A 24,703-nucleotide genomic window follows, 5' to 3' on the forward strand; every position below is an offset into this window, starting at 1 on the left:
AAGTGAACGAAGAAAAAGGAATTTTACTCGAAAGTGGTACAAATGAGTTAGAAATGATTGTTTTTCGGGTTGGGACAGGCACGTTTGGAATTAATGTCATGAAGGTAAGAGAAATCATTCAAGCTCCTCCTGTTACGGCAATGCCAAACGCACATCCTCACATTGAGGGAATCATTCGTTTAAGAGATGAAGTACTGACAGTCGTTAATTTAACTAAAGTATTAGGATATTCACCATCTGAACATCCTGTACAAGATAAATTAATTGTATCTGAACTGAATCAAATAAAAGTAGCTTTTAGAGTACAAAATGTTTCTAGAATCCATCGAATCTCGTGGGAACAAATTGAAAAGCCAACTGAGCTTTCACAAGGACTAGAAAGTGTATCAACAGGAATAGTTAAAATGGATGGTCAAATGATTTTACTTCTTGACTTTGAAAAGGTTGTTGTTGATATCAATCCTGACAAAGGTATTAATGTAAAGCAAGTAAAGTCATTAGGTGAAAGAGAGCGGAGTTATAAAAAATTGTTACAGCTGAAGATTCAGCGATGCTACGAAAACTGCTACATGAAACTCTTTCTGAAGCTGGATATGATCAAGTAACTTTTTTTGATAATGGAAAATCAGCTTGGGATTATTTAACTTTCCTCAAAGAAGACTCTAAGGTTGATATAAATCAGGAAGTTCAGCTAATGATTACAGATGTCGAAATGCCGCAAATGGATGGACATCATTTAACGAAACGAATGAAAGAAGATGAACAACTGTTCAATATACCTGTTGTGATATTTTCTTCATTAATTACTGAGGACGTCTACCATAGAGGTAAGGGTGTTGGAGCTGATGCCCAAATTAGCAAGCCAGTTATCGTCAAACTAATCCAAACTATTGATCAATTAATTTTATAATATCGAAAAGAATGAATGATATAGTTTGGAATTCGTTTCAGAAACGAATTCCAAACCTGTTATCATTCTTTTTTTTGTGGGAAATGAATAAAATATTGCATATTAATTGTTTGGTTTTATATAATTAGCGCTAATCATGTACTTTTCTGATAATTCTGATGAATAAAAATTCATATTCTTGCATTGACGAAGTGATTTTTATCAGATATGGTAGATAGGGTAATAGATAAATAGGAGGTGGAAGAGAGTGGCTGAGCGTATGAAACTGGTCTCCTTAGTTATTTTAGGGTTAATTCTTACATCACTAGGGTTGAAGTTTTTAGCACAACATGAGTTAACTTTTGGAGGAACAGCAGGACTTGCGACAGTATTGACCTTTTTAAGCACGTGGTCGTGGGGTGTGCTGTTTTTCTTAGTAAATCTACCTTTTTTCTGGATGTCTTTTAAGAAGCTTGGAAAATGGTTTACGATTTCAAGTTTTATGTCGATTATCGGGATTGCGTTCATCCGTGATGGTTTAGACTTGATTCCTTTTTTCTCGGTACCAATGTGGCTTGCAACCGCTCTTGCGGGTTTATGTATTGGTTTTGGAGTTATTCTCGTACTAAATAATGGTTCTTCTCTTGGAGGAATTCACATATTGGCATTATATCTTGATCAGAAATTTAAATTTAATCGCGGAATTACTATTTTTGTATGTGATTTATCGATTGTTGTTTTTGCTGGATTGTTAGTAGGTTGGGGTAATGCCCTTCTATCTGTATTTACGATTTCTGTGGCTAGTATGATTATTGGCAGATATAAAAAATCTCCAATTAAAGAACTAGTTCAAGAGGAATTTAGTGAAGTACGTTCTAGATCAGCTAAAGAAGCTTAAATAAAGAGAGAAGGTTGCGGGAGTGCAACCTTCTTTCTTTATTTTAGAATCGTTTTGCACCTAAGTATCTTTCTGACCAATATGATTGATTGAGTGAGGCTGTTGCAACTCCGGTAGAAGAACCTGCGTGAATAAATTCTCTGTTACCTAAATAAATGCCAGCGTGGGATGGTCCGCTCTTGTAGGTTGTGAAGAACACAATATCGCCAGGCTGTAAATTAGAAACGGCTTGCCCTTTCTGATATAGATTAGTTGTTGTTCTTGGAAGGTTCTTCCCGTGTTTATTAAAGACGTATCGGATAAAGCCGCTGCAATCAAAACCAACAGGTGAAGTCCCACCCCATACATAGGGAGTGCCTTTTAAAGAGGAAGCAGTTTGAGTGAGATTTGAAAGAGTTGATTTCGTTTCACTTACAGGTTGGGTCGTCTGTCTTTTTTGTTCGGTTACTTTTGTTGGTTGGTGGACCTGTACGCTTGTTGGTTGGATCTCGTCTGTTTTTGCAAGCATGACTTTTGTTTCAGGTCCAATAAGACCATCTACTTGTAATCCGTGTTTCTCTTGAAATAATCGAACAGCAGCAGTTGTTTTCGGACCGAAGATACCATCGACACCGCTATAATAACCATGTTTTTGAAGTTGTCGTTGAAACTCGGTTAATTTACTACCTTGATCACCTTGAACGAAAATTTTTATAGAAGAGGCTTTTTCTGTGACCACTTCATTAGGATTGTTAGGTTCTTCCTTCATTTTTTCTGATGTCATTCCATTTAAGTTAACTTGAATATTACTTGAATATAGCAAGTGGCCAATGGTTGCTGGCCCAGCTATTCCGTCCTTTTTTAAGTAATGTTTTTCTTGATATGTATGGACTGCTTGCTTAGTTAGAACTCCGTAAATACCATCATGTTGTCCCGTATAGTAATCAAAAGTCTTTAAATAACTTTGTACTTCATAGACTTTGGGACCGGCTGAACCAAATTGAAGGACTTGGTTAGTTTGAAGTTTCATTTCTCTTGAAACAGGTTTAATCGATGCTTCTTCTTTATGATCAGTTAGTGGCATGGTCAATACAGTACTAAACATCGCAGTTGACAGAATAAAAGTGCTTGTTGTCTTTACGTTCATGTGAATCCTCCTGCTATTTAAATTTTATCACAATCTACGCCTTATTTTATGAAAGAGGCGTTTGGCTAGAACTGCCTATTGTTTTTGCTAATTCATTAGACATGCTATACTTACCCTATGAAAAGGAAATAGGAGTGATAATATGCGGTTACAAGATAAAAAAGTTATGGCGATTGTGGATGAAGAATTTGAAGATTTAGAACTTTGGTATCCTATCATGCGATTGCGTGAAGAAGGGGCTACGGTTCATATAGTAGGGGCCGAAAAAGGAAAAATGTACATAGGTAAATATGGGGTTCCTGCAACGACTGATTTCGCTTATACGGATGTTGAATCGGAGAATTATAATGGAATATTAGTTCCGGGAGGTTGGGCGCCAGACAAATTGCGTCGTTATAGTGAAGTGTTAAAGTTTGTAAAAGAGATGGATAAGGCAGAAAAACCAATTGGACAAATTTGTCATGCTGGTTGGGTACTCATCTCAGCAAAGATTTTAAAGGGAAGAACGGTTACAAGCACACCGGGAATCCGTGATGATATGGAAAATGCAGGAGCGAAGTGGCAAGATGAAGCAGTTGTGGTTGATGGTCATATTATTTCAAGCAGAAGACCTCCAGATTTACCTCCATATGCGAAGGCTTTTGCAGACGCTCTAGCTAATGAGTAGGTGACGTTCATGGAATTTCATTTTTTAGGAACGGGATCAGGAGTCCCATCAACAACTCGAAATGTAAGTGGTCTCGTTGTTCGTTTTTTACAAAAGAAAAGTACTCAATGGTTGTTTGATTGTGGGGAAGCGACACAACATCAAATCCTCCATAGCCCCATTACATTATCAAAAATTGAACGTATTTTTATTAGTCATCTTCACGGAGACCATTTATTTGGATTGCCTGGTTTATTATGCTCTCGTTCAGCTCAAGGGGCTAAAACATCTTTAACTATTTATGGACCTCTTGGAATCGAAACCTTTGTAGAGACAGCATTAAACGTTTCTAAATCTTACCTTGGCTATGAAGTAATATATGTCATTGTTGAAGAGGGGATAATTTTTCAAGATCATTTGACCACCGTCGAGGCTTTGGAATTGGATCATGTCATGCCTAGTTTTGCCTTTAAAATCATTGAAGCTGATAAGCCTGGTTCATTAGAAGTTGAAAAGTTAAAGGAGCTAGGAGTAGAGCCAGGTCCTATTTTCCAAAAAATCAAAAACGGAGAAGTCATTGAGCTCGAAGACGGAACACACATAAATGGTCTAGATTTTATAGGTAAAAACAAAAAAGGGCGTGTCATCGTTGTTGCAGGAGACACAAGACCCTTAAAGAAAATGAAAGAGTTTTCTCAAGGGATAGACCTCCTTATTCATGAAGGTACATTTCGTGAAGATAAAAAAAGTCATGCTGATCAATTTGGACATTCAACGGTTTCTGATGTTGCTTTTTTAGCAAAGGAGGCTAATGTGGGTCAATTGATCTTGACTCATATAAGTTCACGCTATGTAGGGGAAGAAGAAGGCTTACTGGAAGAAGCTCAACGGACTTTTGCTCACTCTCTTATTGCGTCTGATTTAATGGTATACAAGTTAATGAATAACACATGAGGAAGATGTGCAAAGTAAGATCAGGAATTCAACTACTCTAGGAGGAATGATCATGGCAGAGCGCACTCATGTTGCACAGTTTCTTGAAGAAGTAGAAATGACATTGCAGGGAGCACAACAGGTTTTTAACGACTCACAACGTGTTGAAGCAGGTGATCTAGAGGATTATACAAAAGTACAAACTCAATTACAACAATTAGATGATGAGCTTGATACACTTTTACATGCGGCTACACCAGAGCAACGCGATGAATTATATCGTGCCCAACTTCAAGTCCATCAGATGCAAAACCATTTTATTCTTAAGCGTTAGTCGAAAGCGAGCATCATGGATGCTCGCTTTTATGATTCAAAACAAAGAAGATAGCTATACATAAATCACTACCCGAGCATTTCTCATTATTTTCTGGTAAAATAGATCTTAATGAAATGAGGGGAAATAGATGGAGGAGATTGTAAGTAGCGGACTGAATAAAAAGTTATCAGCTAGGGAACCACTAACGATTGTTTTTGTTTACACTCCACTATGTGGCACATGTAAATTGGCAGAGGGTATGTTGCGGGTTATCCAGTCTAGTTTTGATTCACTACCTATGTTTTCTCTAAATATTAATCATTCGCCAGCTTTTGCGCAACAGTGGAAAATAAAAAGTGTTCCATGTTTACTTGTGTTTCAAAAAGGGTTAGGGGTAGAAAGAATTTATGCATTTGGTTCGATTGGATTGGTGCATAACAAGTTAAAACCTTATGCTACTCTTTTGGCTTTACAAAAAACAGATAGGATTGAAAGGGGAAAATAATTATGTCAATGGCTTATGAAGAATACATGCGTCAAGTGGTTTTACCGATGAGGGCAGAATTAACGGAAAATGGTTTCAAAGAATTAACAACGGCTGAAGAAGTGGACCGATATATGGAGCAGGCAGATGGGACAACTTTGGTCGTCATCAATTCAGTCTGTGGATGTGCAGCCGGTTTAGCACGACCATCCGTAGTTACTTCACTTCAACATGACAACACTCCAGATCATATCGTGACCGTCTTTGCGGGTCAAGATAAAGAAGCTACTGCGCAAATGCGATCTTATTTTTCAGAAATTCCGCCATCATCACCCTCAATGGCTCTTTTGAAAGGGAAAGAAGTGGTGCATTTCATTCCTCGTGAGCAAATTGAAGGGCAAACACCAGAAAGCATTATTCGTAATTTGGCGATGGCTTATAACGAACATTGTAGTAAATAAGTTGAAAAAAGGTGACTCTATCTATATGAGAGTCACCATTTTTTGTAGAGGATGATTAGACAATGAAAAAAGCACCTATTTTTACTTTGCCTACTGTACAAGAAGGAAGTTGGTCACTTGAAAATGCTACTAAGAAAGTGACTATGTTAACATTCTGGACGTCTTGGTGTCCAGATTCACAAAGAGATTTACAAGCGAAACATACTTTATATGAGTCTCTCCATACAGACGATCTCGAAATGCTCATGATCCATGTAACTGGAAGAGATCCGGATGTCGATATATCAACATTCCTTGACGAGTATAACTATTTGTTTCCTGTTTTAAAAGACGATGGAACAAAAGTCTATGATCAGTATCATTGTATGGGTGTTCCAACAACCGTTCTTATTGATGAAAATAAAAACATTGCTTTTGTCTATCACGATAAGTCAACAATCATGGATGTTATGAAAGGTGTAGCATCGTTACTAGGAACAGATCGTTAAGGTCTTACCCCGTAAAATATAACTCGTCCCATCGTTTCAATATTTGGATATCCACCTTGCTTATAGATCTCTACAACATGCTCGCGATTATAAGGTACACGATTAAGATGGAGACGATGTCTACCTTCTTCTATGTCAGCAATTAAATAAGAAGCAAGTGGATGTCCGTCAAACGGCATTCCAACACTGCCAGTATTGACGACATTTTTACCATGCATCGATCTAATATAAGGATGGTGGATATGCCCATAGACATAAAGGTCAGCGTCATCACGTTGCATGATTGTTTCTTCAATCTTAGAAGTATCATCGGCCAATACAACATCGAATAAACTTGTTGGAGTAGCATGAAACGCATGAACGATTGAATCTAATCCTTCTTCAAGTACTAATTCAGTCGGAAGATTTTTTAAGTAGTTTAGATCAGCCTCATTAAGACGTTGAAGCGACCAGTCACGCTCCTGGTTCATAATTTCAAGAGAACTTTCGGGAACCTCACCAGGATGAATTCCTCGAACGAGCCATTCATCAGCGTTTCCTTTGATTACATCAGCGTCCAAGCTACGAACAATGTCTAAAACACGTTTCGGCTCTGGACCACGAAAGCATAAATCTCCAAGAAAGCAAATCCTATCTACTTGCTGTATGTGTACATCTCTTAATACAGCTTCTAAAGCAGTAGCATTTCCATGAATATCAGACAAAAAAGCTATTCTCATATGTGAACCCTCCCTTTCTTCTTAATTATAACAGACAAGTTTCAAAATTCACGTTTCAAATACTTATCATTTACGATTCATTTGTTTAACAAAGAATAAACCATGTGGTTGGCAGGATTTTTACAGCTATGATAAGATCAAATAGAGATCATGATAGAAGAGTGAAGTGGAGGGTAAAAGCAAATGCATATTACATCAATTGAACCAACACCAAGTCCAAATACAATGAAATTGACTTTAAGTGAGAGTCTTGGTGACAGTGCGAGAAATAGCTATACTGAAAAAAATAAAGATGAAGCCCCATCATACATACAACAACTTTTTGAAATCGAGGGGGTTAAAGGGGTGTACCACGTTGCCGATTTTATTGCAATTGACCGTCATCCTAAAAAAGATTGGAAAGAAATCCTTCCTCAAGTACGAACTGTGTTTGGTGAAGATGTTGATGCTGCAACAGATGAAAATCAAGTAAATGATCACTTTGGCGAAGTAAATGTTGCTATTCAAATGTTTAAAGGAATCCCGATGCAAATTAAGTTGACAGATGGAGAACAAGAAAAAAGAGAAGGCTTGCCTGAGCGCTTTGTCGAAGCCATTGCCAAGGCTCAAAAGCCAGATGACAATGTCGTGATGGCTCGAAAGTGGGTAGATAAAGGGGTACGATATGGTGAATTGGAGGACATCACGAAGGAGGTGGCTGATGAAATTTCAGCAGCTTATTCCCAAGATCGTTTAAATGGACTTGTTGCGATGGCGAATGGAACTGAAAATATTCAAGTGGCTCAACGTGAACGTTTTATTGATGTGACACTAGCTATGCTCGAGCAAGACGATTGGCGTGATCGCTATGCGGTATTAGAGCGTATGGACCCGAAGGAAAAAGATATTCCAGTTTTAGAAAAAGCATTACAAGATGAAAAAGCATCAATCAGACGCTTAGCAACGGTTTATTTTGGAATAATTGAAACCGAAAAAGTGTTACCTTATTTATATAAAGCTTTAAAAGATTCATCTGTAACGGTACGTCGTACGGCTGGAGACTGTTTATCTGATTTAGGTAAAGCTGATGCCATTCCTGCCATGATAGAAGCCCTAAAAGATAAAAATAAATTAGTTCGTTGGCGCGCAGCGATGTTTCTTTATGAAGTAGGAGATGAAAGAGCTGTTAATCCTTTAAAAGAAGCTGAATCAGATCCAGAATTTGAGGTAGCTTTGCAAGTTAAAATGGCACTTGCTCGAATCGAAGGTGGAGAAGAAGCTAAGGGCTCTGTTTGGAAACAAATGACCGAATCACGAAAACATAACGATTAGAGGTGTTAAGATGACAAAAGGAGAAGTCATATCGAAATTAGAAAGCCTAAGGATGGAAGATATGCTTGAATTGATTGAAGATGCTGAATCAGGTCACCTTGAAGAGTTAGAACTAGTTGAATCTATTGGCCTGCTCTATGATCGTGAACTAAATGAAGCTCTTTTGAATGTACTAAAAGACCTTGGTGTATCCATTGTATATGTAACGGATGAGGAAGAAGAATCGTAATATATAGAAGAGGGGGGCATTTAGTTGCGCCTTGAACCAACTCAATTTTTATCAAAAAAAGCATTATCATTATGGAGACTACAAGCTTTTTTCGAGAGTTTATTTGTGGCGTTCGTCCCAAGCGGATATGGTGCCCTAATATATTTTTTTGATTTCCCGTTATGGATCTTATGGATACTCATTATTGGTTATCTCTTATATTTAATTTTAACAACTTTAATCATACCGCCACTGCGCTGGAAACGTTGGCGGTATGATGTGCTCGCTGATAAAATTGACCTTCAACGCGGCGTCTTTATTGTAAAACGTACTCTCATACCGATGGCAAGAGTTCAGCATGTCGATACGGAACAAGGACCGTTATCTAAAAGATATCAGTTAGCTGCTGTTTCCATATCTACAGCTGCAACCGTACATCGAATTCCTTCTTTAACAATTGAAGTTGCAGATGAATTACGTGATCGTATTGCTAAATTAGCAGCGGTGGCTGAAGATGAATAATTTAAAAAGACTGCATATTGCGGCTATTTTTGTTTTATTTTTAACAGCTCTTCGAAGTTTTTTGCTTCCATTTATCCTAAGTTTTTTTCTTGGTAGTTCAAATGACCAGGTCGGTTTCTTTCGTTTTGAATACATATGGATTGGGATTCTTCTCTTTATATTCTTTCAAGGTATTGGTCATTGGCTCACGTTTAAATATCGGATCGTTGCTGGAGAATTATACATACAGAGAGGGATTTTTGTTAAAAAGAAACGATACATTCAACAACAAAAAGTTCAAAGCATTGATATTAGCGCAGGATTGTTTCAGCGGTTGTTCGGTCTGGTGAAACTGAAAGTGGAAACAGCGGGTGGCGGAGCTGAACCAGAGGTTAATTTTAGTGCTATAAGTAGAGAAGAGGCAGAAAATATACGCGCACAGTTACTTAGAAAGAATGAGTTTATTCACTCTGCATTCGATTTAGAAAAAGGAGTAGCAATTGAACGAATTGATGAAAAAGTCAACTATTCTTGGTTTTTGTCAAAAGGACATCTGCTTATAGCGGCATTAACGTCAAGTGGGATTGGGTTAACTATATCTGCTGTCGCTGCATTATTTAGTCAAGTTGAGCAATTCTTACCTGAATCAATCTATGAGCAACTTTTTGGCATTTTTGCCGAGTCTGGAATGGCCCTTTTTTTAAGCTTAATTGCCATTGTTATATTCTTATCCTGGTGCATATCTTTTCTTGGAACGTTATTAAAATATGGAGGTTTTAAAATAGAAAAGCAAGGGGAAGAGCTTGTGATTTCAAGAGGATTAATGGAACAGCGACAATTAACCATCCATACTCACCGAGTAACAGCGATTCGAGTGGTTCGTAATGTATTTAGACAACCGTTTGGTTTTGCAACGATATATGTAGAGAGCGCAGGTGGTGGTACAAATGACGAACAACTATCTACTGTTTTAATTCCACTTACACGAATGAAAGATATCAAGGTTATTTTCGAGCAAATTTTACCGAATTACGCATTGGAATATCCAATACAATCGGTTCCTAAGAGAGCATTAATTCGTTTTTTAATTCGCAACACCATTATCCCGCTAGTAGCGACTGTCTTAATAGGTTGGTTGGTTAATCCACTTGGCTATTATGGATTTTTCGTTGTAGCTATTTGTTTAATTTTCGGTTATTTGAAATACTGTGATTCGGGAGCTGGCTTTGATCATTCACGGGTTTGGTTACGTTACCGTAAAGTCAGTCAAATCATGGTTATTTCAGAACGAAAAAAGATTCAAGCAGTTGAAATAAAAACTTCTTTCTTTCAGAAACGAAGAGCTTTAACTAGTTTTCGTTTTTCGATCCTTTCAAGTGTAGTCGGAAAGTCATTTATGGTTTTAGAGCTTGACAAAGATCATGCCAAATCTTTGCTAAAGTGGTTTTCGAGTAGTAAAAATAAAGAAAGAAATAAAAAAGCTGATCGGTACTCTGAGTGCAGAGAGTAACGATCAGCTTTTTTGCCGAGTGAAAAACGATGCTAACCGAATAAACTTGTCATAACGAATACTGTTTGAAAAAACAGGATATAGATTACTATTTTATTCTATGATCTTTAGATCGAATATTCATTCGTATAAGTGACAATAGAGCGTGTACCTTGTTCCGATGTAAATTCAAACCGGTCATAAACTTTATCATTTTTATATTTGTGTAATTCACGTTCATAGTGGTGTTGAACTAGGAATAATCCTTTAGTTCCACTGTATGTTAAGAAATTTACACCAGTGAAGGTCTTTTGGCCAACCGCATCCAACAGTTGAGATAAAAGTGAATTATGACATTCTACTAGATCTTCATGCTTCAGATGATGGTGTGCTAAGTTCTTTTCTAGAGAAGACAATGCTGCAGGTTCAAGTTCATTAAGAAGAATAACGTATGGGTCAAACTGTTCCTTTGCTATGATAAACACGGCACCTTCTTTTGGAGTGTACCTGACACCGTTATCAGAGAGAAAGGAACCATTAGTCTCGTAAACTCCGGTAACGATTTGATCTTTATTTTTCCACGAAATTTTAAATGGGCAATCTTGTAAGTCAAGTCGTTCATCCTGCTCGTCGACTAAGATGTAACGATCTCCATCATGATGAAATGTATATTCAATGAAATCAGTTTTCTCGTCTTCTATTTGTTGATCATCGATAAGATTTAAATCAAGGCCTAAATCTCCTAAATACGTGAGGAACATCTTTTCTTTTTCTTCTATTAATCCTTGTTCTGCTTGCAAGTCTTTCATGAAGATTTTGGCTGACTTTACTAAACTCTTTTCGTATGGTTCTGGTATTGCTTGCTCGAGATCAGCTGATAATTTAGCGCCATCGAACTCTAGTATTTGATCTTCTTGGTAAGGAAGACGTGGTACTTGATTGTTGTTATGCTTAAAAACAGGGAGTTTCAAAACGGCTTTAATTTCAACGACTCCTCTCCAAGGTTTACGTGGCTCGGTATGAATCTCTTTTAAGATAGCAGTATAACTGCCTGCTATTCCATCATCTACTTTTATAAATTTCCCTATTAATGTTTGTGCCTTTTTTCGGTCCATAAAAACCCCTCAATTCTACAACGGTCTTGATGCAAAACGCATTTAATCCATACTATTCCACTTTATTATAGTCGTCTCTATTTTCTTAAAGCAAGTCATTGCTCGCAATTATCATTAATTCAGAAAAAACATTTAACTTTTCTTCTTTTTTAAGTAGTCAATGATTCCCATTGAACAAATTTGCAAGTCTAATGTAATATGCTCGTAAACCGGATGGTTTCTAGAAACGCCGAGTCTGTCTAGTTCCTGTTGGATGGAAGTGAAAAGCAAGTCATTTAGTTGATCCACTGAACCATTTCTTTTATAATTTTCAAGTCCGGCAATTACATATCGTTCTAACCAGTATTGAATTTGTTCATAGACCTTTTCTGGTTGGTGGGAAACGCTGTAATGACCAAAATAAATCATATCGACGTCAAGAGATTTAATTTTCTCAAGTGAAGCAGTCATATCTTCAGGATTAAATTGGTTAGGAGATGTTGAGGGAAGGACAAAATGAATTCCATCTTTAGCTAATGATTCGTAATGGACACCAAGCGTATCTCCTGTAAATACTCCATTTGAAACTGGATCTAAAATACTAAAATGGTGTGCAGCATGACCTGGTGTATCATAAAAAGTTAATTCGCAATTTTGTCCAAGGACAAGGGTTTCTAAATCACTTTTTATAAGCAAACGATTTTCTTCAACTGGTACGATTGGTTGGAATAAAACATCAAATTTATCCTGATAAACTGCTTGAGCTCCTGCAATTAAGCGAGAAGGATTTGTTAAATGACGAGCCCCTTTAGGATGAACGACTAGTTTAGCATTTGGACATTTCTCAAGCAGAAGACCTGCCCCACCAGCATGATCAAGATGGATATGAGTGACGATTAAATAATCTACTTGTTCAGGAAGAATTCTTAATGTTTCTAATCCCTTAAGGACGTGGGGGATTGAAGGGCTTGGGCCACTTTCAACTAAAGTAGTCTTTTCCTCTTGTATGACATATGTACCTGTTCTTTCTTCAAGACCTAAATCAAAACCATCGATTAAAGAGATTCTTGGTGAGATCGATGAGATATTGGACATACAGCTAACCTCCTTACAAAATGAAAACACTTACAATAAGTGTAAGTGTATGGGGAGTAAGTGACAAGGGAAATTTTAGAAAAAGTGTAACGAGTCCTGCCTTTTTACCTATTAAATGCAAGAAGGCCCTATACTCCATACTCAAGGAGTGTGAAAGGCAGTTCAATTTTTATCGTACCGTAATGATTGTAATCTAAGAAGGTGATTCATCCGATCGACTCTTAATTCTTCCAAACGATAGACGTAGTCGATGAGCTTAAGTTCCATTTTTGATAAAGCAATGTAGAGATTTTCTTTTTGTTCTAATTGATGTTTTAACGATAAAGACAAAAAAGTATGGATTAAAGATGGAATATCGTCCTTAAACATTCGTCTAACGGTATGTCTCTCTTCAAAATCAAGTAGTAAGAAATCGTCCTTTAATTTTTCAGCTTGCTGAAGAAGTCTTTGAAGCCGACTTTCAATTACTGGATCAAGCGAGAATTGTTTCACCGTTTGCACATATCTTTTTGATTGTTCAAGTAATAGCATCAGATCTTTGGATGATGTTTCTTGCAAAAGTGTTTGTTCGTTCGTTAATAGTTCTTTTGAGGGTTGGCCCATTGTAACGGATTCATTGGAATATGCAAGATCTAATTGATGAATACGGTAAAAAAGAGTATGAAAGATGGGTGACTCGCGAACAGAGCGAATATGAGCTCGTCCATCTTTTATATAGTGAATATGGGCTTCTTTACAAAGTCCAACGCCATTTTTCGCCTTCATGTATTTCCGATAGCATCTAATTACAAATCGCTTTTTTATTGGAGAAGTCGAATTTTTTTGATCGATCATAACAACAGAAATAAAGGTGTGTGTAATTTTCACTTTTATCAACCATTCTTTCTGCTTTCGGCGCACAGTTCGTTTTTTGTTGTAAGAGGGGGCATTCTGAGCCAATCGTACTAAAAGCTTTTCCGTATCTTCGACTAGGCTTCTAGTTGATTTATCTCTTATTAAATGTTCATCAATAGGCTTTTTATGGTTTGGGGTAAAAAAGAACTTTACTTTGTCGATCAATTCCATACCCAAATCCTCCTCTCACTGTAAAATATAAAGATTGTTAATTAAGTAATTTAGTCTGCATCTCTTTATTTAGTGAATCTAATTCTTTGATAAAATCCTGACCTGATTGAACGATTTTCTCATTAGACTTCTCTGTTAATTCTATCGCTTCAAATACATTATTATAAGCTTTTCGGAAGGATTCAATCGCAATTGCAGGTTCTTCTAGTGTTTTAAGAGTTTCCTCGGTGTTTTGTTTTAACAACTCTGAATTTGATAATAGCATTGATTCTGTTGCTTCATTAACATTTTTAACTGCTTTAATTACTTTTTGTTGGTTTGATAAGGCTAATTGAATTGAAGCCGATACTGTAATGACATTTTTAGTCATGGTTATCGCATTAAAAATGGCTTCCTCTAGCTTGTCATTATTCTCAACAATTAAATCAACAGATGCTAAAGATTGCTGCAAAACCATAACCGCTTGGGACATGTTTTTTAGACGAGAAGTAACTTTTAACTGTCCTTTTCTTAACTCATTCGGATTATCTGCCCATTGTTCCTTTGTCATTTCATCTTCAAGCATACGGTTTAGTTGCTGTCCAAGTTCAATTTGTTCGTTTAAATTACTAATTCTTTTTCTTGCAGTGTCTTTTAATTGGTGTAGCATCAATGAATCTTCTTGTAATTTATCTTTGCCGCTTAGTAGGCCCTCGACAATGGAATCTACTTGTGCTTCTACTGTTTGATATTTTTTAGCATATTGCTCGATTGGATTTCTGCGAAGAAGTTTATTGATCAATTTTTTTGTTTGACTTGCTTTAAGATAATTAGGTTCTAATTGACTAACAGTTTCTTTTAATTGGTGGAGTTGTGTCGGTAAGTGATTAGATTGGTCTTGCATCATTTCTTTCACAGGTCTTTTCAATGCTTCAAGAGATTCACCAGCTTCACGTTGTTCACTTTCACCTAACGTATCTAATGAAGAAAGAAGTTTGGTTATATCCTTATCTTCTTTATATTGATTTAATAAACTGTTGGTATTTTTTGATTGATTGCTCATTCTACGCCTCCCTCTGCTGACTATCCTTGTATACGCAAAAATTTTCTACTCGTTTCAATTCAAGTAATATTATGATTGATTTTCATCTTGAATACAATCATATCAAACTATATAAGGAAGAAGAGGTGAATGATTCGTTAAATAGAATTGGTGACGTTATCATTAGATTAATGTAGATGTTTGTTTTATAATTTACTTATATATTTAAGAGGTGGTTAGAAAATGTGTTTACTTGCTATGGCATTTAATGTGCACCCAACTTACAGGATGATTGTATGTGGAAACAGAGATGAAGTTTTTAGTAGATTAACTAAACGTCCTCATTACTGGGAAGAAGACCAGAACGTCTTGGCGGGAAAAGATTTATTAAAAGGTGGTACTTGGATGGGGGTAAACCGTAACGGTAAAATGGCTGCTGTTACGAATGTTCGAGAAGTTCGTCAGGCAACGATGGGAAAAGCAGAGAATTCACGTGGGAAACTTGTTTCTGATTTTCTCACTGCACCTGTAAGTGTAGATAACTATATGAGACAACTTGAGGAAAGTGATGTAGAATACCAAGGCTATAATTTAATATTTGGTCAAGAAGATAACTGGTATTACATGTCAAATCGATCCGTTAAGACAAAACTAAAGCAGGGAATTCATGTAGTCAGTAACGCTGATTTGCAAACAGACTGGCCAAAAACTGTTCGAGTCAAAGAAAAATTTAAAGAAATTTGTCGGAACGTGGAACATGAACAACAATTAACTGCTGCATGTATGAATATGTTAAAAGATGATGAGTTGTTTCATGATAGTGAACTTCCCGATACAGGTATAGGAATTAAAAGAGAACGAGAACTTTCACCGATTTTTATAAAAGGAAGAACGTATGGTACGCGCGCTTCGACAATTATTTTAATTGGTCATAATCGACAAATAAGGTTGTTTGAGCAAGGATATGACGCTGATGGATTAAAACTAGGAATAATCGAAAAAGGATGGATTAGTTAAAAAATATTTTTATACAAAAATAAATTAATAAAACTAATTTTGGATTTTTATACATTCTATTTATGGTAATATGCAATCGAAACGATGAAATTGATTCGTTCAACTAAAGAAAATTCATTAAAAACACACGGCGGGAAGCGCTTTCATAACTTATTTCAGTAAATTTTAATTTGCCGAAATGTCAGAAAAATGATATGATCTTGTATATTAGCTCATGAGTTTAGGGGAGAGTTGATTGATTTTTACTTTTTTGGAGAGAGGGTTGATGCCAATGCGGTACTCACAATTACCGAAGAAACAAGGCCTATATGATCCACAATTTGAGCATGATAATTGCGGTATCGGCTTTTTAGCCCATATGAAAGGGAATAAATCTCATCAAATAGTTCAAGATGCCCTTCATATTTTGCGAAACTTGGAACATCGTGGCGGACAAGGCGATGAAATTAACACTGGAGACGGTGCAGGAATCTTATTACAAATACCTCATCGTTTTTTTGAAAAGGTCTGTTTAGCAGATGGTGTAACTCTTCCTGAAACAGGCGAGTATGGAGTAGGGATGCTGTTTTTGCCACAGGATGAAGAAGCAAGGGAAAGTTGTGAGAAAGGTTTAGAAGCCATTGTAGAAAAAGAAGATATGGAGCTTCTAGGCTGGCGTACAGTTCCTGTTGATGATTCAATGCTTGGTAATGCGGCAAAAGCAGCTATGCCATATATTCGTCAATTATTTATTAAACGTAACCCAACCTTGAAAACTGAATTAGATTTTGAACGTAAACTGTATGTGATTCGTAAACGGGCGGAACAAGAATTAATTTCTTTTGTTCCAGAAGATGAATCATTCTATTTTGCTAGTTTATCTAGTCGTACCATTGTCTATAAAGGAATGTTAACAACAGAGCAAGTTGATCAGTTCTTTTTAGATATTCCAGATCCTGATTTTGAGACAGCCATTGCGCTTGTTCACTCAAGATTCAGTACTAATACGTTTCCTAGCTGGGAAAGAGCACATCCAAATCGTTATATGATTCATAATGGTGAGATCAACACAGTAAAAGGGAATGTAAACTGGATGCATGCTCGTGAAGCAATGTTCAAATCAGATGCATTCGGAAGTGACTTAGATAAGATTCACCCAGTAGTTGATAAAGATGGATCGGACTCATCTATGTTTGATAATACCATTGAATTCTTATCTCTTTCTGGTCGATCGATGGCTCACTCAGCAATGATGATGATTCCTGAACCTTGGCAGAATGATGAACAGATGTCAGCTGAAAAGAAGGCCTTTTATGAATTCCATAGCACACTGATGGAACCGTGGGATGGTCCGACAGCAATTGTATTTACAGATGGTAAACAAATTGGAGCATGCTTAGACCGAAACGGACTACGTCCGTCTCGTTACTATGTAACAAAAGATGACTATATCATCATGTCATCTGAAGTTGGGGTCCTTGACATAGATCCTGAAAACATCCTATATAAAGAACGTCTTCATCCAGGGCATATGTTGTTAGTTGATACAGAAGAAGGTCGTATTATTCCTGATGAAGAAATCAAGCACCAAATAGCAAGTGAGCACCCATATGAAGATTGGGTAAAAGAGCACCTAATTCAACTTGAAGATGTTCTTGAAACAGCTCACGTTGAAAATACCGATTTTAAAAATTTAGAAACTCGCCAACTTGCTTTTGGTTACACATATGAAGAGTTGTCTAAAGTTATTCAACCAATGGTTAAAGCAGGTGTCGACCCAGTTGGTTCGATGGGGTATGATTCACCGCTTGCAGTTCTGTCTAAACGTCCTCAGCTTTTATATAACTATTTTAAGCAATTATTTGCTCAAGTTACGAATCCGCCAATTGATGCGATTCGTGAAGAAGTCGTTACAGCGATGGGAACAACTATCGGAGCTGAGCGTAACTTATTAAACCCAGAGCCACTAAGCTGTCGCCATATTCATCTACCATATCCAATTTTGGATAATGAAGAGTTAGGGAAGCTTCGCCATAACAAAATGGAAGGCTTTAAATCTATTACTTTACCAATTACGTTTGATGTCTCTAAAGAAGAGAATCAACTAGAAGATGCTCTAAATTCCTTGTTTGCTCGCGCTGATGCAGCGATTAAAGCTGGTCACACTCTAATCATTTTAAGCGACCGTGGGATGAGTGCAACGCAAGCTGCGATTCCAGCGTTACTTGCCGTATCTGGCTTACATCATCATCTGATTCGTCAAGGCACGAGAACACAGGTTAGTCTTTTAGTTGAGTCGGGTGAGCCGAGAGAAGTTCATCATTTCGCTTGCTTGCTTGGATTCGGAGCAGAAGCAGTAAACCCATATCTTGTGTTTGATTCGATAGACGGATTAATCCAAGATGGATTACTTGAAGATATTTCTTATGTAGAAGCCGTTAACAAATACGTAAAAGCTGCTTCAAAAGGAATTATGAAAGTTTTGTCTAAAATGGGGATCTCAACCATTCAAAGTTATCGTGGAGCACAAATTTTTGAAGCTGTCGGAATTCACGAGTCCGTAGTAGACAAATATTTTACATGGACGACAACTCGAATTGGTGGAGTGAATTTAGAAATCATTGAAAAAGAAGTTCGTACACGTCACAGTCGTGCTTACTCAGGTCAAGAAGGCGTTGATAAGGCGTTAGACCCAGGTGATGATTTACAATGGCGTCGTAATGGGGATCCGCATCAATACAACCCTCATACGATTCATATGCTTCAAAATGCATGTCGGACGAATAATTTTGATTTGTTTAAGAAATATTCAAATGCAATCAATGAGCAAACAAAAGAACAAACAACATTGCGTGGCTTGCTTGCTTTTAAAGAAGGTCGTACACCTATTTCAATTGATGAGGTAGAACCGGCGGAGGAAATTTTCAAACGTTTCCGTACGGGGGCGATGTCATTTGGTTCAATTTCACAAGAAGCTCATGAAACATTGGCAATCGCAATGAATCGTCTTGGTGGTAAGAGTAATACCGGTGAAGGTGGAGAAAACCCTAACCGTTTTAATGCAGATGAAAATGGTGATTTACGTCGTAGTGCTATTAAACAAGTTGCTTCTGGTAGATTTGGAGTAACTAGTCACTATCTCGTCAATGCTGATGAAATTCAAATTAAGGTTGCTCAAGGAGCAAAACCAGGTGAAGGTGGTCAATTACCTGGTAATAAGGTTTACCCTTGGGTAGCAGAAGTACGAGGTTCTACACCGGGTGTAGGTTTAATTTCTCCACCTCCTCATCATGATATTTATTCAATTGAGGATTTAGCTGAATTAATTCATGACTTAAAAAATGCCAATCCCACTGCAAAAGTTAGTGTGAAATTAGTTGCTGGGACAGGTGTTGGAACGATTGCTGCAGGTGTTGCAAAAGGACGTGCTGACGGAATCATCATTAGTGGTTATGACGGTGGTACAGGCGCTGCTGCAAGAACAAGTATTAAACATACGGGTCTCCCTTGGGAAATTGGGCTTGCAGAAACGCATCAAACATTACTTCTTAATAATCTTCGTGACCGTGTTACATTAGAAACGGATGGGAAACTTATGACTGGTCGCGATGTTCTAACAGCAGCTTTACTTGGCGCAGAGGAATTTGCATTTTCAACTGCACCACTTGTTGTATTAGGCTGTATTATTATGCGTGTCTGTCATCTTGATACGTGTCCGGTTGGAATTGCAACTCAGAATCCAGAACTACGCAAGAAGTATATGGGGCAAGCTGAGCATGTTGAAAACTTTATGCGCTTTGTAGCCGAAGAGATTCGTGAGTTAATGGCTGAGCTTGGTTTCCGTAAAATTGACGATTTAATTGGTCGTACGGATTTACTTGAAATGAATAAAAATGTTGATAACTGGAAGGCTCAGCATCTAGACTTGTCAAACTTACTTTATCAACCAAAACCTGATAATCACGAAAGAAATTACTGCACAAAGAACCAAGATCATCAACTAGAGGCCTCGTTAGATATGAGAGAGTTACTTGCTGTAAGTCAGCCGGCTCTTGAACGTGGTGAGAAGGTTCATGCCGAATTCCCTATTAAAAACGTTGACCGAGTTGTCGGAACGATTGTAGGTAGTCATATTAGCAAGCGTTACGGAGCAGAGGGCTTACCTGAAGATACGATTACGCTTGATTTTAAAGGATCTGCAGGTCAAAGTTTTGGTGCGTTCGTTCCAAAAGGTATGACCTTGCGTTTAGAAGGTGATGCCAATGATTACACGGCCAAAGGTTTATCTGGCGGTAAAATCATTGTTTACCCTCCAGTAGCTTCTACTTTTAAAGCTGAAGATAATATTTTAATTGGAAACACTTCTTTTTACGGGGCAACTAGCGGTGAAGCCTATATCAATGGTATTGCTGGAGAGCGTTTTGCTGTACGTAACTCTGGAGTCCATGTTGTAGTTGAAGGTGTGGGTGACCATGGCCTTGAATATATGACTGGTGGAGTGGTAGTTAACCTAGGAACTGTTGGGAAAAACTTTGCTGCTGGTATGTCTGGCGGTGTTGCATTTGTTCTTGATCAGGATGGAAGTTTCGATAAAAAGTGTAATCAAGAAATGGTTCATCTTGAGCCTGTAGTTGAAATGAAAGATATCGATCAATTACGTAAATTACTTGAAAACCATTCTTCTTATACGAAGAGTACTCGTGCTGCAGAGGTTCTTGCAAATTGGAATGAGTATTTAACGAAGTTTGTTAAAGTAATTCCAAAAGATTATAAGAGAATGCTTGAAGCAATTGATCGAGTGAAACAAGAAGGACTTACTGACGTTGATGCGGTAATGGTTGCTTTTGATGAAAACAAAAGTGATAAGACGCGTGTGAGCGGAAAATAAAAGAACTCAATAAGCGATTCCTTTCTTAAGCTTGATTTAGCTTAGGAGAGGGTCGTTTCCATGAGTTAATATTCCTTCTCAGTGTCAGAGATTAAGATGATTGGAGTGAATGCGATGGGGAAGCCGACTGGATTTATGGAATATAAAAGAGAGAATCCTACAAAAAGAGATCCTTTCGAACGAACTAAAAGTTGGAAGGAATTTCAAATTTTAATGCCTGAACCCATTTTACGTGAACAAGGGGCTCGCTGTATGGATTGTGGGGTACCTTTCTGTCAAACTGGGACAACAATGGACGGGTCTGGAGAAATTGGCTGTCCGGTCTACAATTTAATTCCTGAATGGAATGATTTAGTTTACCGTGGGAAATGGAAAGAAGCACTAGATCGTCTTCATAAGACAAATAACTTCCCTGAGTTTACAGGTAGAGTTTGTCCTGCTCCTTGTGAGGGTTCATGTACGGTTGCGATCAGTGATGATGCAGTAACAATTAAAAACCTCGAATATCATATTGTAGAACGAGGATTTCAAGAAGGTTGGATCGTGCCGCAGCCACCTATGAGAAGATCAGGTAAAAAAGTTGCAGTGGTTGGTTCTGGTCCAGCTGGACTAGCAGCAGCAGCTCAGCTTAATAAGGCTGGTCATTTGGTAACGGTTTATGAAAGAGAAGATCGTATTGGAGGACTTCTTACTTATGGAATCCCTGATGTGAAACTTGCAAATGAAACGGTTGAAAGACGTGTTAAAATTCTTGAAGAAGAAGGCATCATGTTTAAGACCAATGTAGAAATTGGAAAAGATGTTTCAGCTGCTCAGTTAAAAAATGAATTTGATTCTGTCCTTTTATGTACAGGTGCAACAAAGCCTCGTGATGTCGAGGTTGAAGGCCGAGAATTCAAAGGAATTCATTTCGCAATGGATTTTTTAACTGAAAATACAAAGAGTCTATTAAACTCTAACCATCAGGATGGCAAGTACATCTCAGCAAAAGGTAAAAATGTCGTTGTAATCGGTGGAGGAGACACGGGAGTAGACTGTATTACAACATCTGTTCGACATGGGGCAAAGTCTATTACTCAGTTTGATATTAACCGTCAAAAACCAGATGAGCGTAATGACAAAAATCCTTGGCCATTGTTTCCAATTGTGCATACAGTTGAAGATGGGCAGAAAGAAGCTAAAGCTGTTTACGGGAGTGACCCTCGTAGTTACCAAGTTAGTACAACAAAATTTGTTGGTGATGAAAACGGTCATGTGAAAGAGCTTCATACTATTGGTGTAGAAACGACAGTTGATGCAAATGGCCGAAAGGTTCGCACACCAATTCCTGGAACAGAGAAGGTTTGGCCTGCAGATCTTGTTCTACTAGCGGTAGGTTTTACAGGTCCAGAAGAACGTATTATTGAAGAGCTTTCGATTGAAACGACTTCTCGTTCAACGATTGAGGCAGAATATGGAGAGTATATGACAAGTGTACCGGGTGTATTTGCTGCTGGTGACAATCGACGTGGACAAAGCCTTGTTGTTTGGGCTATTCATGAAGGACGTGAAGCTGCTAGAGAGTGCGATCGTTATTTAATGGGAAGTTCTAATTTACCATAGTATTTCACAATCTTTTAATCGATTTGTAATGGTGCTTTCATAGATTTCATGAGAGAATAGTATTAATAGAGCGTATACATTACGAACAGTTGCTAAGCCTGCTGTGAGAAAACTCTCATAGCAGGCTTTATTATAAAAGTGTATTGACTACTCTCTTGTTGAAAATGAAACTATGGAAGGGCGTATGAATGTGTTTCAACTAATGAAGCGTGGACTCGTTATCTCATCGGCGCTTCTGACATTGTTTGTGCCTACAACTGATTTTGTTCGTGAGGTCCAAGCTGAAGCTCCACAGAAAACCACTGGTGAAACTAATAGCGAGAAATCATTAATATATCAAGTTAACGAACATAGTTATGATTTATTTGATGAGGTTTTACCCTCAAAAACAGAACGATATATCCATCGAAATGTAGCATCTGCCGATCTACTCACTAACTTTATAATTAAACAAGCTGTTGAACAGAGTATGATGAAGTTTGGTAAAGTGATAACAGAAAAAATTAGTAAGCCTTTTGCAGAAATGATTGTACCAGGTTTAGATTCAGTTCTTCGTGAAACTGCAAAGACTTTATCTGATACCGATTGGGAAAAAATTAAAATGTCAAGCACACCTTCGGCTGGATTGGGTGAGAAAATCTTTCATATTTATAATGAAGACACAGGTGAGGATATCTTTCGTTTTCATGTTAGAAGAGACCAACCTCCAAAACAAGGATATACCTTTAATTTTCATTATCACACGTATTTAGATCAGCATGAGAAACATCATACAATTGGAAATATTCCTTGGGGGAAAGATATGCCTCCTAGATGGAATAACATGGACCGCGTATAAAGTATACGTGGTTTTTTTGAAAATTTATAAAAAATTAAAAAAAGACGGCTACTCCGTTTTATTGATATAAAAAGTGTGAATAAAGGATGAGTAATGAATGAAGTATGAAATCTCACTCGTAGAAGAGCAAGGGCTTCACTGCTGCGCGTCGAACGATAAGAAACCACTTGTTGTTCGATTTAAAAGAAAACAGCGGGTTCGTTCATTGCTGAAAGACCGCGCTGTGGTTTTTCTTAGTGACGAGTTAGAAATTTTGTAGCAGACAAGCTTTTCTATTCATGGTAAAATCGACCTAGAAAAATGTTTATTTGAAAAATGGAGTGAGGAAATGTTCAAACAATTATTAGTAATCAGTTTGGCTGTTATAATGTTTGTTGGTGTATGGGTTTTAGTACTTTTTCAGTTTAATAATCAAAAAGAGCCCTTCTCATTTGATTTTAATTCTAGTAGTGAAGCAAATAATGAACGAACTTTTGATTTTCCTGATTCTGTAAAGAGACTCGATGAGAAAGAACAATTAGTAGGGACTGATAATGAGAATAATTCCAACTCTATTAGTGAAGTTATTGAAGAACAGATTAGTAGTCAAGTGACCAAACAATTTATTGATTTAAGGGATTATGATTTCAGTGATGTTTCTTCTGTTAATGGTATACCAATAGACGCGATACTTGAGAAATTAAAGATAGAATAATAAATTCATTATTTTTTCAATAACTCCCTCTGTTTTTTGACATAATTCTGATAGGATAAAGATATATTAGTTTGCTTTTGCTGGGGAGGGATTCGGTTGAACTCACACGCGCAAGAAAGAGGGCGCCCGGAATGGTTAAAATGGACAGTTCGAATCTTGGTAGGGTATGCAGCGTTGCTTGCCATTATTTTAGCGATCACTATTATTTCGATTTTAATTACATTTAGTTTTATTGTTATTGACAGTTTTTCAGAAACGACTAGACTAGGAGTGTTTTCTCAACAATACCTCGTTCCAACTTCGGAATTAATGTGGAAACTTTTCACTTGGCTAGTACCAGGTTTATAGGAGGCCATATGCCACAAGAAATTCAATTGATTATTACTGTTTTTCTATTTTTTATCTTAACTGGTCTGTTTGGGGGAATTGGCATTTGGAGTTTTCTCCATCAAAAGAGAAAGCGAGCGATTTGGAGTTTTACAATAGGACTTATCATGATCATAATATATTTAGTCGTAATGTTTTCTTTTGGAATAATCTAAGGATAAAAGGGGTTAGTTAAAATGAAATATGTTCGTGCCTTTTATAAAACAGGTGTATATATAGCTGAATTAATGGAACGACAAGAAAACATGCAACGTGCTCTGGTCAAAGTATTAGCTGTTTTAAAGCATCCTATTCAAGGAGATCTTCATCATCCTAAGATGATTGATGTGCCTCTTTTTCATCAACGTAAGGCATTAGCACATTTTGAGAAAACATGGGTCTCTCTTTCTTCGTTGAAACCGTATGAAGGAGAAGTACCTGAATATAAGAGTTCTCTTCTTCAAGCAATTGATGAACAGCAAAAAGTTCTACAACAAGATGAAACGGAATGGGCAAAAGCATCTCTAGAAAAGCTTAATGAATGTAAAAGTGAATACGGATTTAATTAGAAAAGC

General features: G+C 37.3%; 26 protein-coding genes and 1 pseudogene. 21 read left to right on the forward strand and 6 right to left on the reverse strand.

The features are described 5' to 3' along the window. The first annotated feature begins 2 nt into the window (after positions 1–2). A pseudogene (locus LDX58_RS07675) lies at positions 3–910 on the forward strand (chemotaxis protein). A 247-nt stretch (positions 911–1,157) separates the two neighbouring features. Then, positions 1,158–1,787 carry a YitT family protein gene (locus LDX58_RS07680; RefSeq protein WP_227936243.1) on the forward strand — a complete coding sequence of 210 codons (630 nt, stop codon included), beginning with the start codon at positions 1,158–1,160 and terminating at the stop codon, positions 1,785–1,787. A 43-nt stretch (positions 1,788–1,830) separates the two neighbouring features. Here the strand turns inward: LDX58_RS07680 and LDX58_RS07685 are convergent, their stop codons facing one another. Continuing rightward, complete coding sequence (locus tag LDX58_RS07685) at positions 1,831–2,913, reverse strand: C40 family peptidase (RefSeq protein WP_227936244.1); 1,083 nt, start codon at positions 2,911–2,913, stop codon at positions 1,831–1,833. Positions 2,914–3,055: 142 nt separating this feature from the next. On the opposite strand from LDX58_RS07685, the gene LDX58_RS07690 reads away from it, so the two are divergent. The 6 genes from LDX58_RS07690 to LDX58_RS07715 all read left to right on the forward strand — a co-directional run bounded on the left by LDX58_RS07690 (position 3,056) and on the right by LDX58_RS07715 (position 6,241). Next, positions 3,056–3,580: a type 1 glutamine amidotransferase domain-containing protein gene (locus LDX58_RS07690; protein WP_227936245.1), complete on the forward strand. Its 525-nt coding sequence runs from the start codon at positions 3,056–3,058 to the stop codon at positions 3,578–3,580. Between the two features lie 9 nt (positions 3,581–3,589). Next, the gene (rnz, locus tag LDX58_RS07695; RefSeq protein ID WP_227936246.1) at positions 3,590–4,513 is read left to right on the forward strand and encodes a ribonuclease Z; all 924 of its coding nucleotides are present in this window, start codon (positions 3,590–3,592) and stop codon (positions 4,511–4,513) included. A 52-nt stretch (positions 4,514–4,565) separates the two neighbouring features. Next, a complete protein-coding gene (locus LDX58_RS07700; RefSeq protein WP_227936247.1) occupies positions 4,566–4,826 on the forward strand; it encodes a DUF2524 family protein in 261 nt (86 codons plus the stop codon). A gap of 130 nt (positions 4,827–4,956) precedes the next feature. Then, positions 4,957–5,313 carry a thioredoxin family protein gene (locus LDX58_RS07705; protein ID WP_227936248.1) on the forward strand — a complete coding sequence of 119 codons (357 nt, stop codon included), beginning with the start codon at positions 4,957–4,959 and terminating at the stop codon, positions 5,311–5,313. Between the two features lie 2 nt (positions 5,314–5,315). Continuing rightward, on the forward strand, positions 5,316–5,753 hold the full coding sequence (locus LDX58_RS07710) for a BrxA/BrxB family bacilliredoxin (RefSeq protein ID WP_227936249.1): 438 nt from the start codon (positions 5,316–5,318) through the stop codon (positions 5,751–5,753). A gap of 62 nt (positions 5,754–5,815) precedes the next feature. After that, positions 5,816–6,241 (forward strand): TlpA disulfide reductase family protein, encoded by a 426-nt coding sequence (locus LDX58_RS07715; RefSeq protein WP_227936250.1) that lies wholly within the window; start codon positions 5,816–5,818, stop codon positions 6,239–6,241. On the opposite strand, the gene LDX58_RS07720 is transcribed toward LDX58_RS07715, so the two are convergent. Continuing rightward, on the reverse strand, positions 6,238–6,960 hold the full coding sequence (locus tag LDX58_RS07720) for a metallophosphoesterase family protein (RefSeq protein WP_227936251.1): 723 nt from the start codon (positions 6,958–6,960) through the stop codon (positions 6,238–6,240). The genes LDX58_RS07715 and LDX58_RS07720 overlap by 4 nt on opposite strands. A gap of 183 nt (positions 6,961–7,143) precedes the next feature. On the opposite strand from LDX58_RS07720, the gene LDX58_RS07725 reads away from it, so the two are divergent. The 4 genes from LDX58_RS07725 to LDX58_RS07740 are packed head-to-tail and all read left to right on the forward strand — an operon-like array spanning position 7,144 to position 10,490. After that, a complete protein-coding gene (locus LDX58_RS07725; protein WP_227936252.1) occupies positions 7,144–8,271 on the forward strand; it encodes a conserved virulence factor C family protein in 1,128 nt (375 codons plus the stop codon). 10 nt (positions 8,272–8,281) lie between these two features. Continuing rightward, positions 8,282–8,500 carry a hypothetical protein gene (locus LDX58_RS07730; protein ID WP_227936253.1) on the forward strand — a complete coding sequence of 73 codons (219 nt, stop codon included), beginning with the start codon at positions 8,282–8,284 and terminating at the stop codon, positions 8,498–8,500. Positions 8,501–8,524: 24 nt separating this feature from the next. Continuing rightward, positions 8,525–9,001 carry a PH domain-containing protein gene (locus LDX58_RS07735; RefSeq protein ID WP_227936254.1) on the forward strand — a complete coding sequence of 159 codons (477 nt, stop codon included), beginning with the start codon at positions 8,525–8,527 and terminating at the stop codon, positions 8,999–9,001. Beyond that, positions 8,994–10,490 carry a PH domain-containing protein gene (locus LDX58_RS07740; protein WP_227936255.1) on the forward strand — a complete coding sequence of 499 codons (1,497 nt, stop codon included), beginning with the start codon at positions 8,994–8,996 and terminating at the stop codon, positions 10,488–10,490. The genes LDX58_RS07735 and LDX58_RS07740 overlap by 8 nt, the downstream gene beginning before the upstream one ends. A 107-nt stretch (positions 10,491–10,597) precedes the next feature. On the opposite strand, the gene LDX58_RS07745 is transcribed toward LDX58_RS07740, so the two are convergent. The 4 genes from LDX58_RS07745 to LDX58_RS07760 all read right to left on the reverse strand — a co-directional run bounded on the left by LDX58_RS07745 (position 10,598) and on the right by LDX58_RS07760 (position 14,765). Further along, the gene (locus LDX58_RS07745) at positions 10,598–11,584 is read right to left on the reverse strand and encodes a DUF2777 family protein (protein ID WP_227936256.1); all 987 of its coding nucleotides are present in this window, start codon (positions 11,582–11,584) and stop codon (positions 10,598–10,600) included. Between the two features lie 132 nt (positions 11,585–11,716). Next, on the reverse strand, positions 11,717–12,658 hold the full coding sequence (locus tag LDX58_RS07750) for an MBL fold metallo-hydrolase (RefSeq protein ID WP_227936257.1): 942 nt from the start codon (positions 12,656–12,658) through the stop codon (positions 11,717–11,719). Between the two features lie 162 nt (positions 12,659–12,820). Next, a complete protein-coding gene (locus LDX58_RS07755) occupies positions 12,821–13,723 on the reverse strand; it encodes a hypothetical protein (protein WP_227936258.1) in 903 nt (300 codons plus the stop codon). Positions 13,724–13,760: 37 nt separating this feature from the next. Continuing rightward, entirely contained in the window at positions 13,761–14,765 is a 1,005-nt protein-coding gene (locus LDX58_RS07760; protein ID WP_227936259.1) for a toxic anion resistance protein, read from the reverse strand. Between the two features lie 222 nt (positions 14,766–14,987). On the opposite strand from LDX58_RS07760, the gene LDX58_RS07765 reads away from it, so the two are divergent. From LDX58_RS07765 to kapB, 9 genes are all read left to right on the forward strand, one after another. Beyond that, positions 14,988–15,761, forward strand: coding sequence for an NRDE family protein (locus LDX58_RS07765; RefSeq protein WP_227936260.1), 774 nt, complete (start codon positions 14,988–14,990; stop codon positions 15,759–15,761). 271 nt (positions 15,762–16,032) lie between these two features. Next, the gene (gene gltB / locus LDX58_RS07770; RefSeq protein ID WP_227936471.1) at positions 16,033–20,628 is read left to right on the forward strand and encodes a glutamate synthase large subunit; all 4,596 of its coding nucleotides are present in this window, start codon (positions 16,033–16,035) and stop codon (positions 20,626–20,628) included. Between the two features lie 114 nt (positions 20,629–20,742). After that, a complete protein-coding gene (locus LDX58_RS07775) occupies positions 20,743–22,230 on the forward strand; it encodes a glutamate synthase subunit beta (protein ID WP_227936261.1) in 1,488 nt (495 codons plus the stop codon). 184 nt (positions 22,231–22,414) lie between these two features. Continuing rightward, positions 22,415–23,068, forward strand: a complete 654-nt coding sequence (locus LDX58_RS07780) for a YpjP family protein (RefSeq protein ID WP_227936262.1) — start codon at positions 22,415–22,417, stop codon at positions 23,066–23,068. A 97-nt stretch (positions 23,069–23,165) separates the two neighbouring features. After that, complete coding sequence (locus tag LDX58_RS07785) at positions 23,166–23,327, forward strand: hypothetical protein (RefSeq protein WP_227936263.1); 162 nt, start codon at positions 23,166–23,168, stop codon at positions 23,325–23,327. Between the two features lie 69 nt (positions 23,328–23,396). Beyond that, the gene (locus LDX58_RS07790) at positions 23,397–23,762 is read left to right on the forward strand and encodes a hypothetical protein (RefSeq protein ID WP_227936264.1); all 366 of its coding nucleotides are present in this window, start codon (positions 23,397–23,399) and stop codon (positions 23,760–23,762) included. 96 nt (positions 23,763–23,858) lie between these two features. After that, positions 23,859–24,110, forward strand: coding sequence for a hypothetical protein (locus LDX58_RS07795; RefSeq protein ID WP_227936265.1), 252 nt, complete (start codon positions 23,859–23,861; stop codon positions 24,108–24,110). A gap of 8 nt (positions 24,111–24,118) precedes the next feature. Next, the gene (locus LDX58_RS07800; RefSeq protein ID WP_227936266.1) at positions 24,119–24,304 is read left to right on the forward strand and encodes a hypothetical protein; all 186 of its coding nucleotides are present in this window, start codon (positions 24,119–24,121) and stop codon (positions 24,302–24,304) included. Between the two features lie 21 nt (positions 24,305–24,325). Then, entirely contained in the window at positions 24,326–24,697 is a 372-nt protein-coding gene (gene kapB, locus LDX58_RS07805) for a kinase-associated lipoprotein KapB (protein WP_227936267.1), read from the forward strand. Positions 24,698–24,703 lie beyond the last annotated feature (6 nt).

This window comes from Alkalihalobacillus deserti, from assembly GCF_020734105.1.
In the GTDB taxonomy this organism is placed as follows: Bacteria; Bacillota; Bacilli; order Bacillales; family Bacillaceae_D; genus Halalkalibacter; species Halalkalibacter deserti.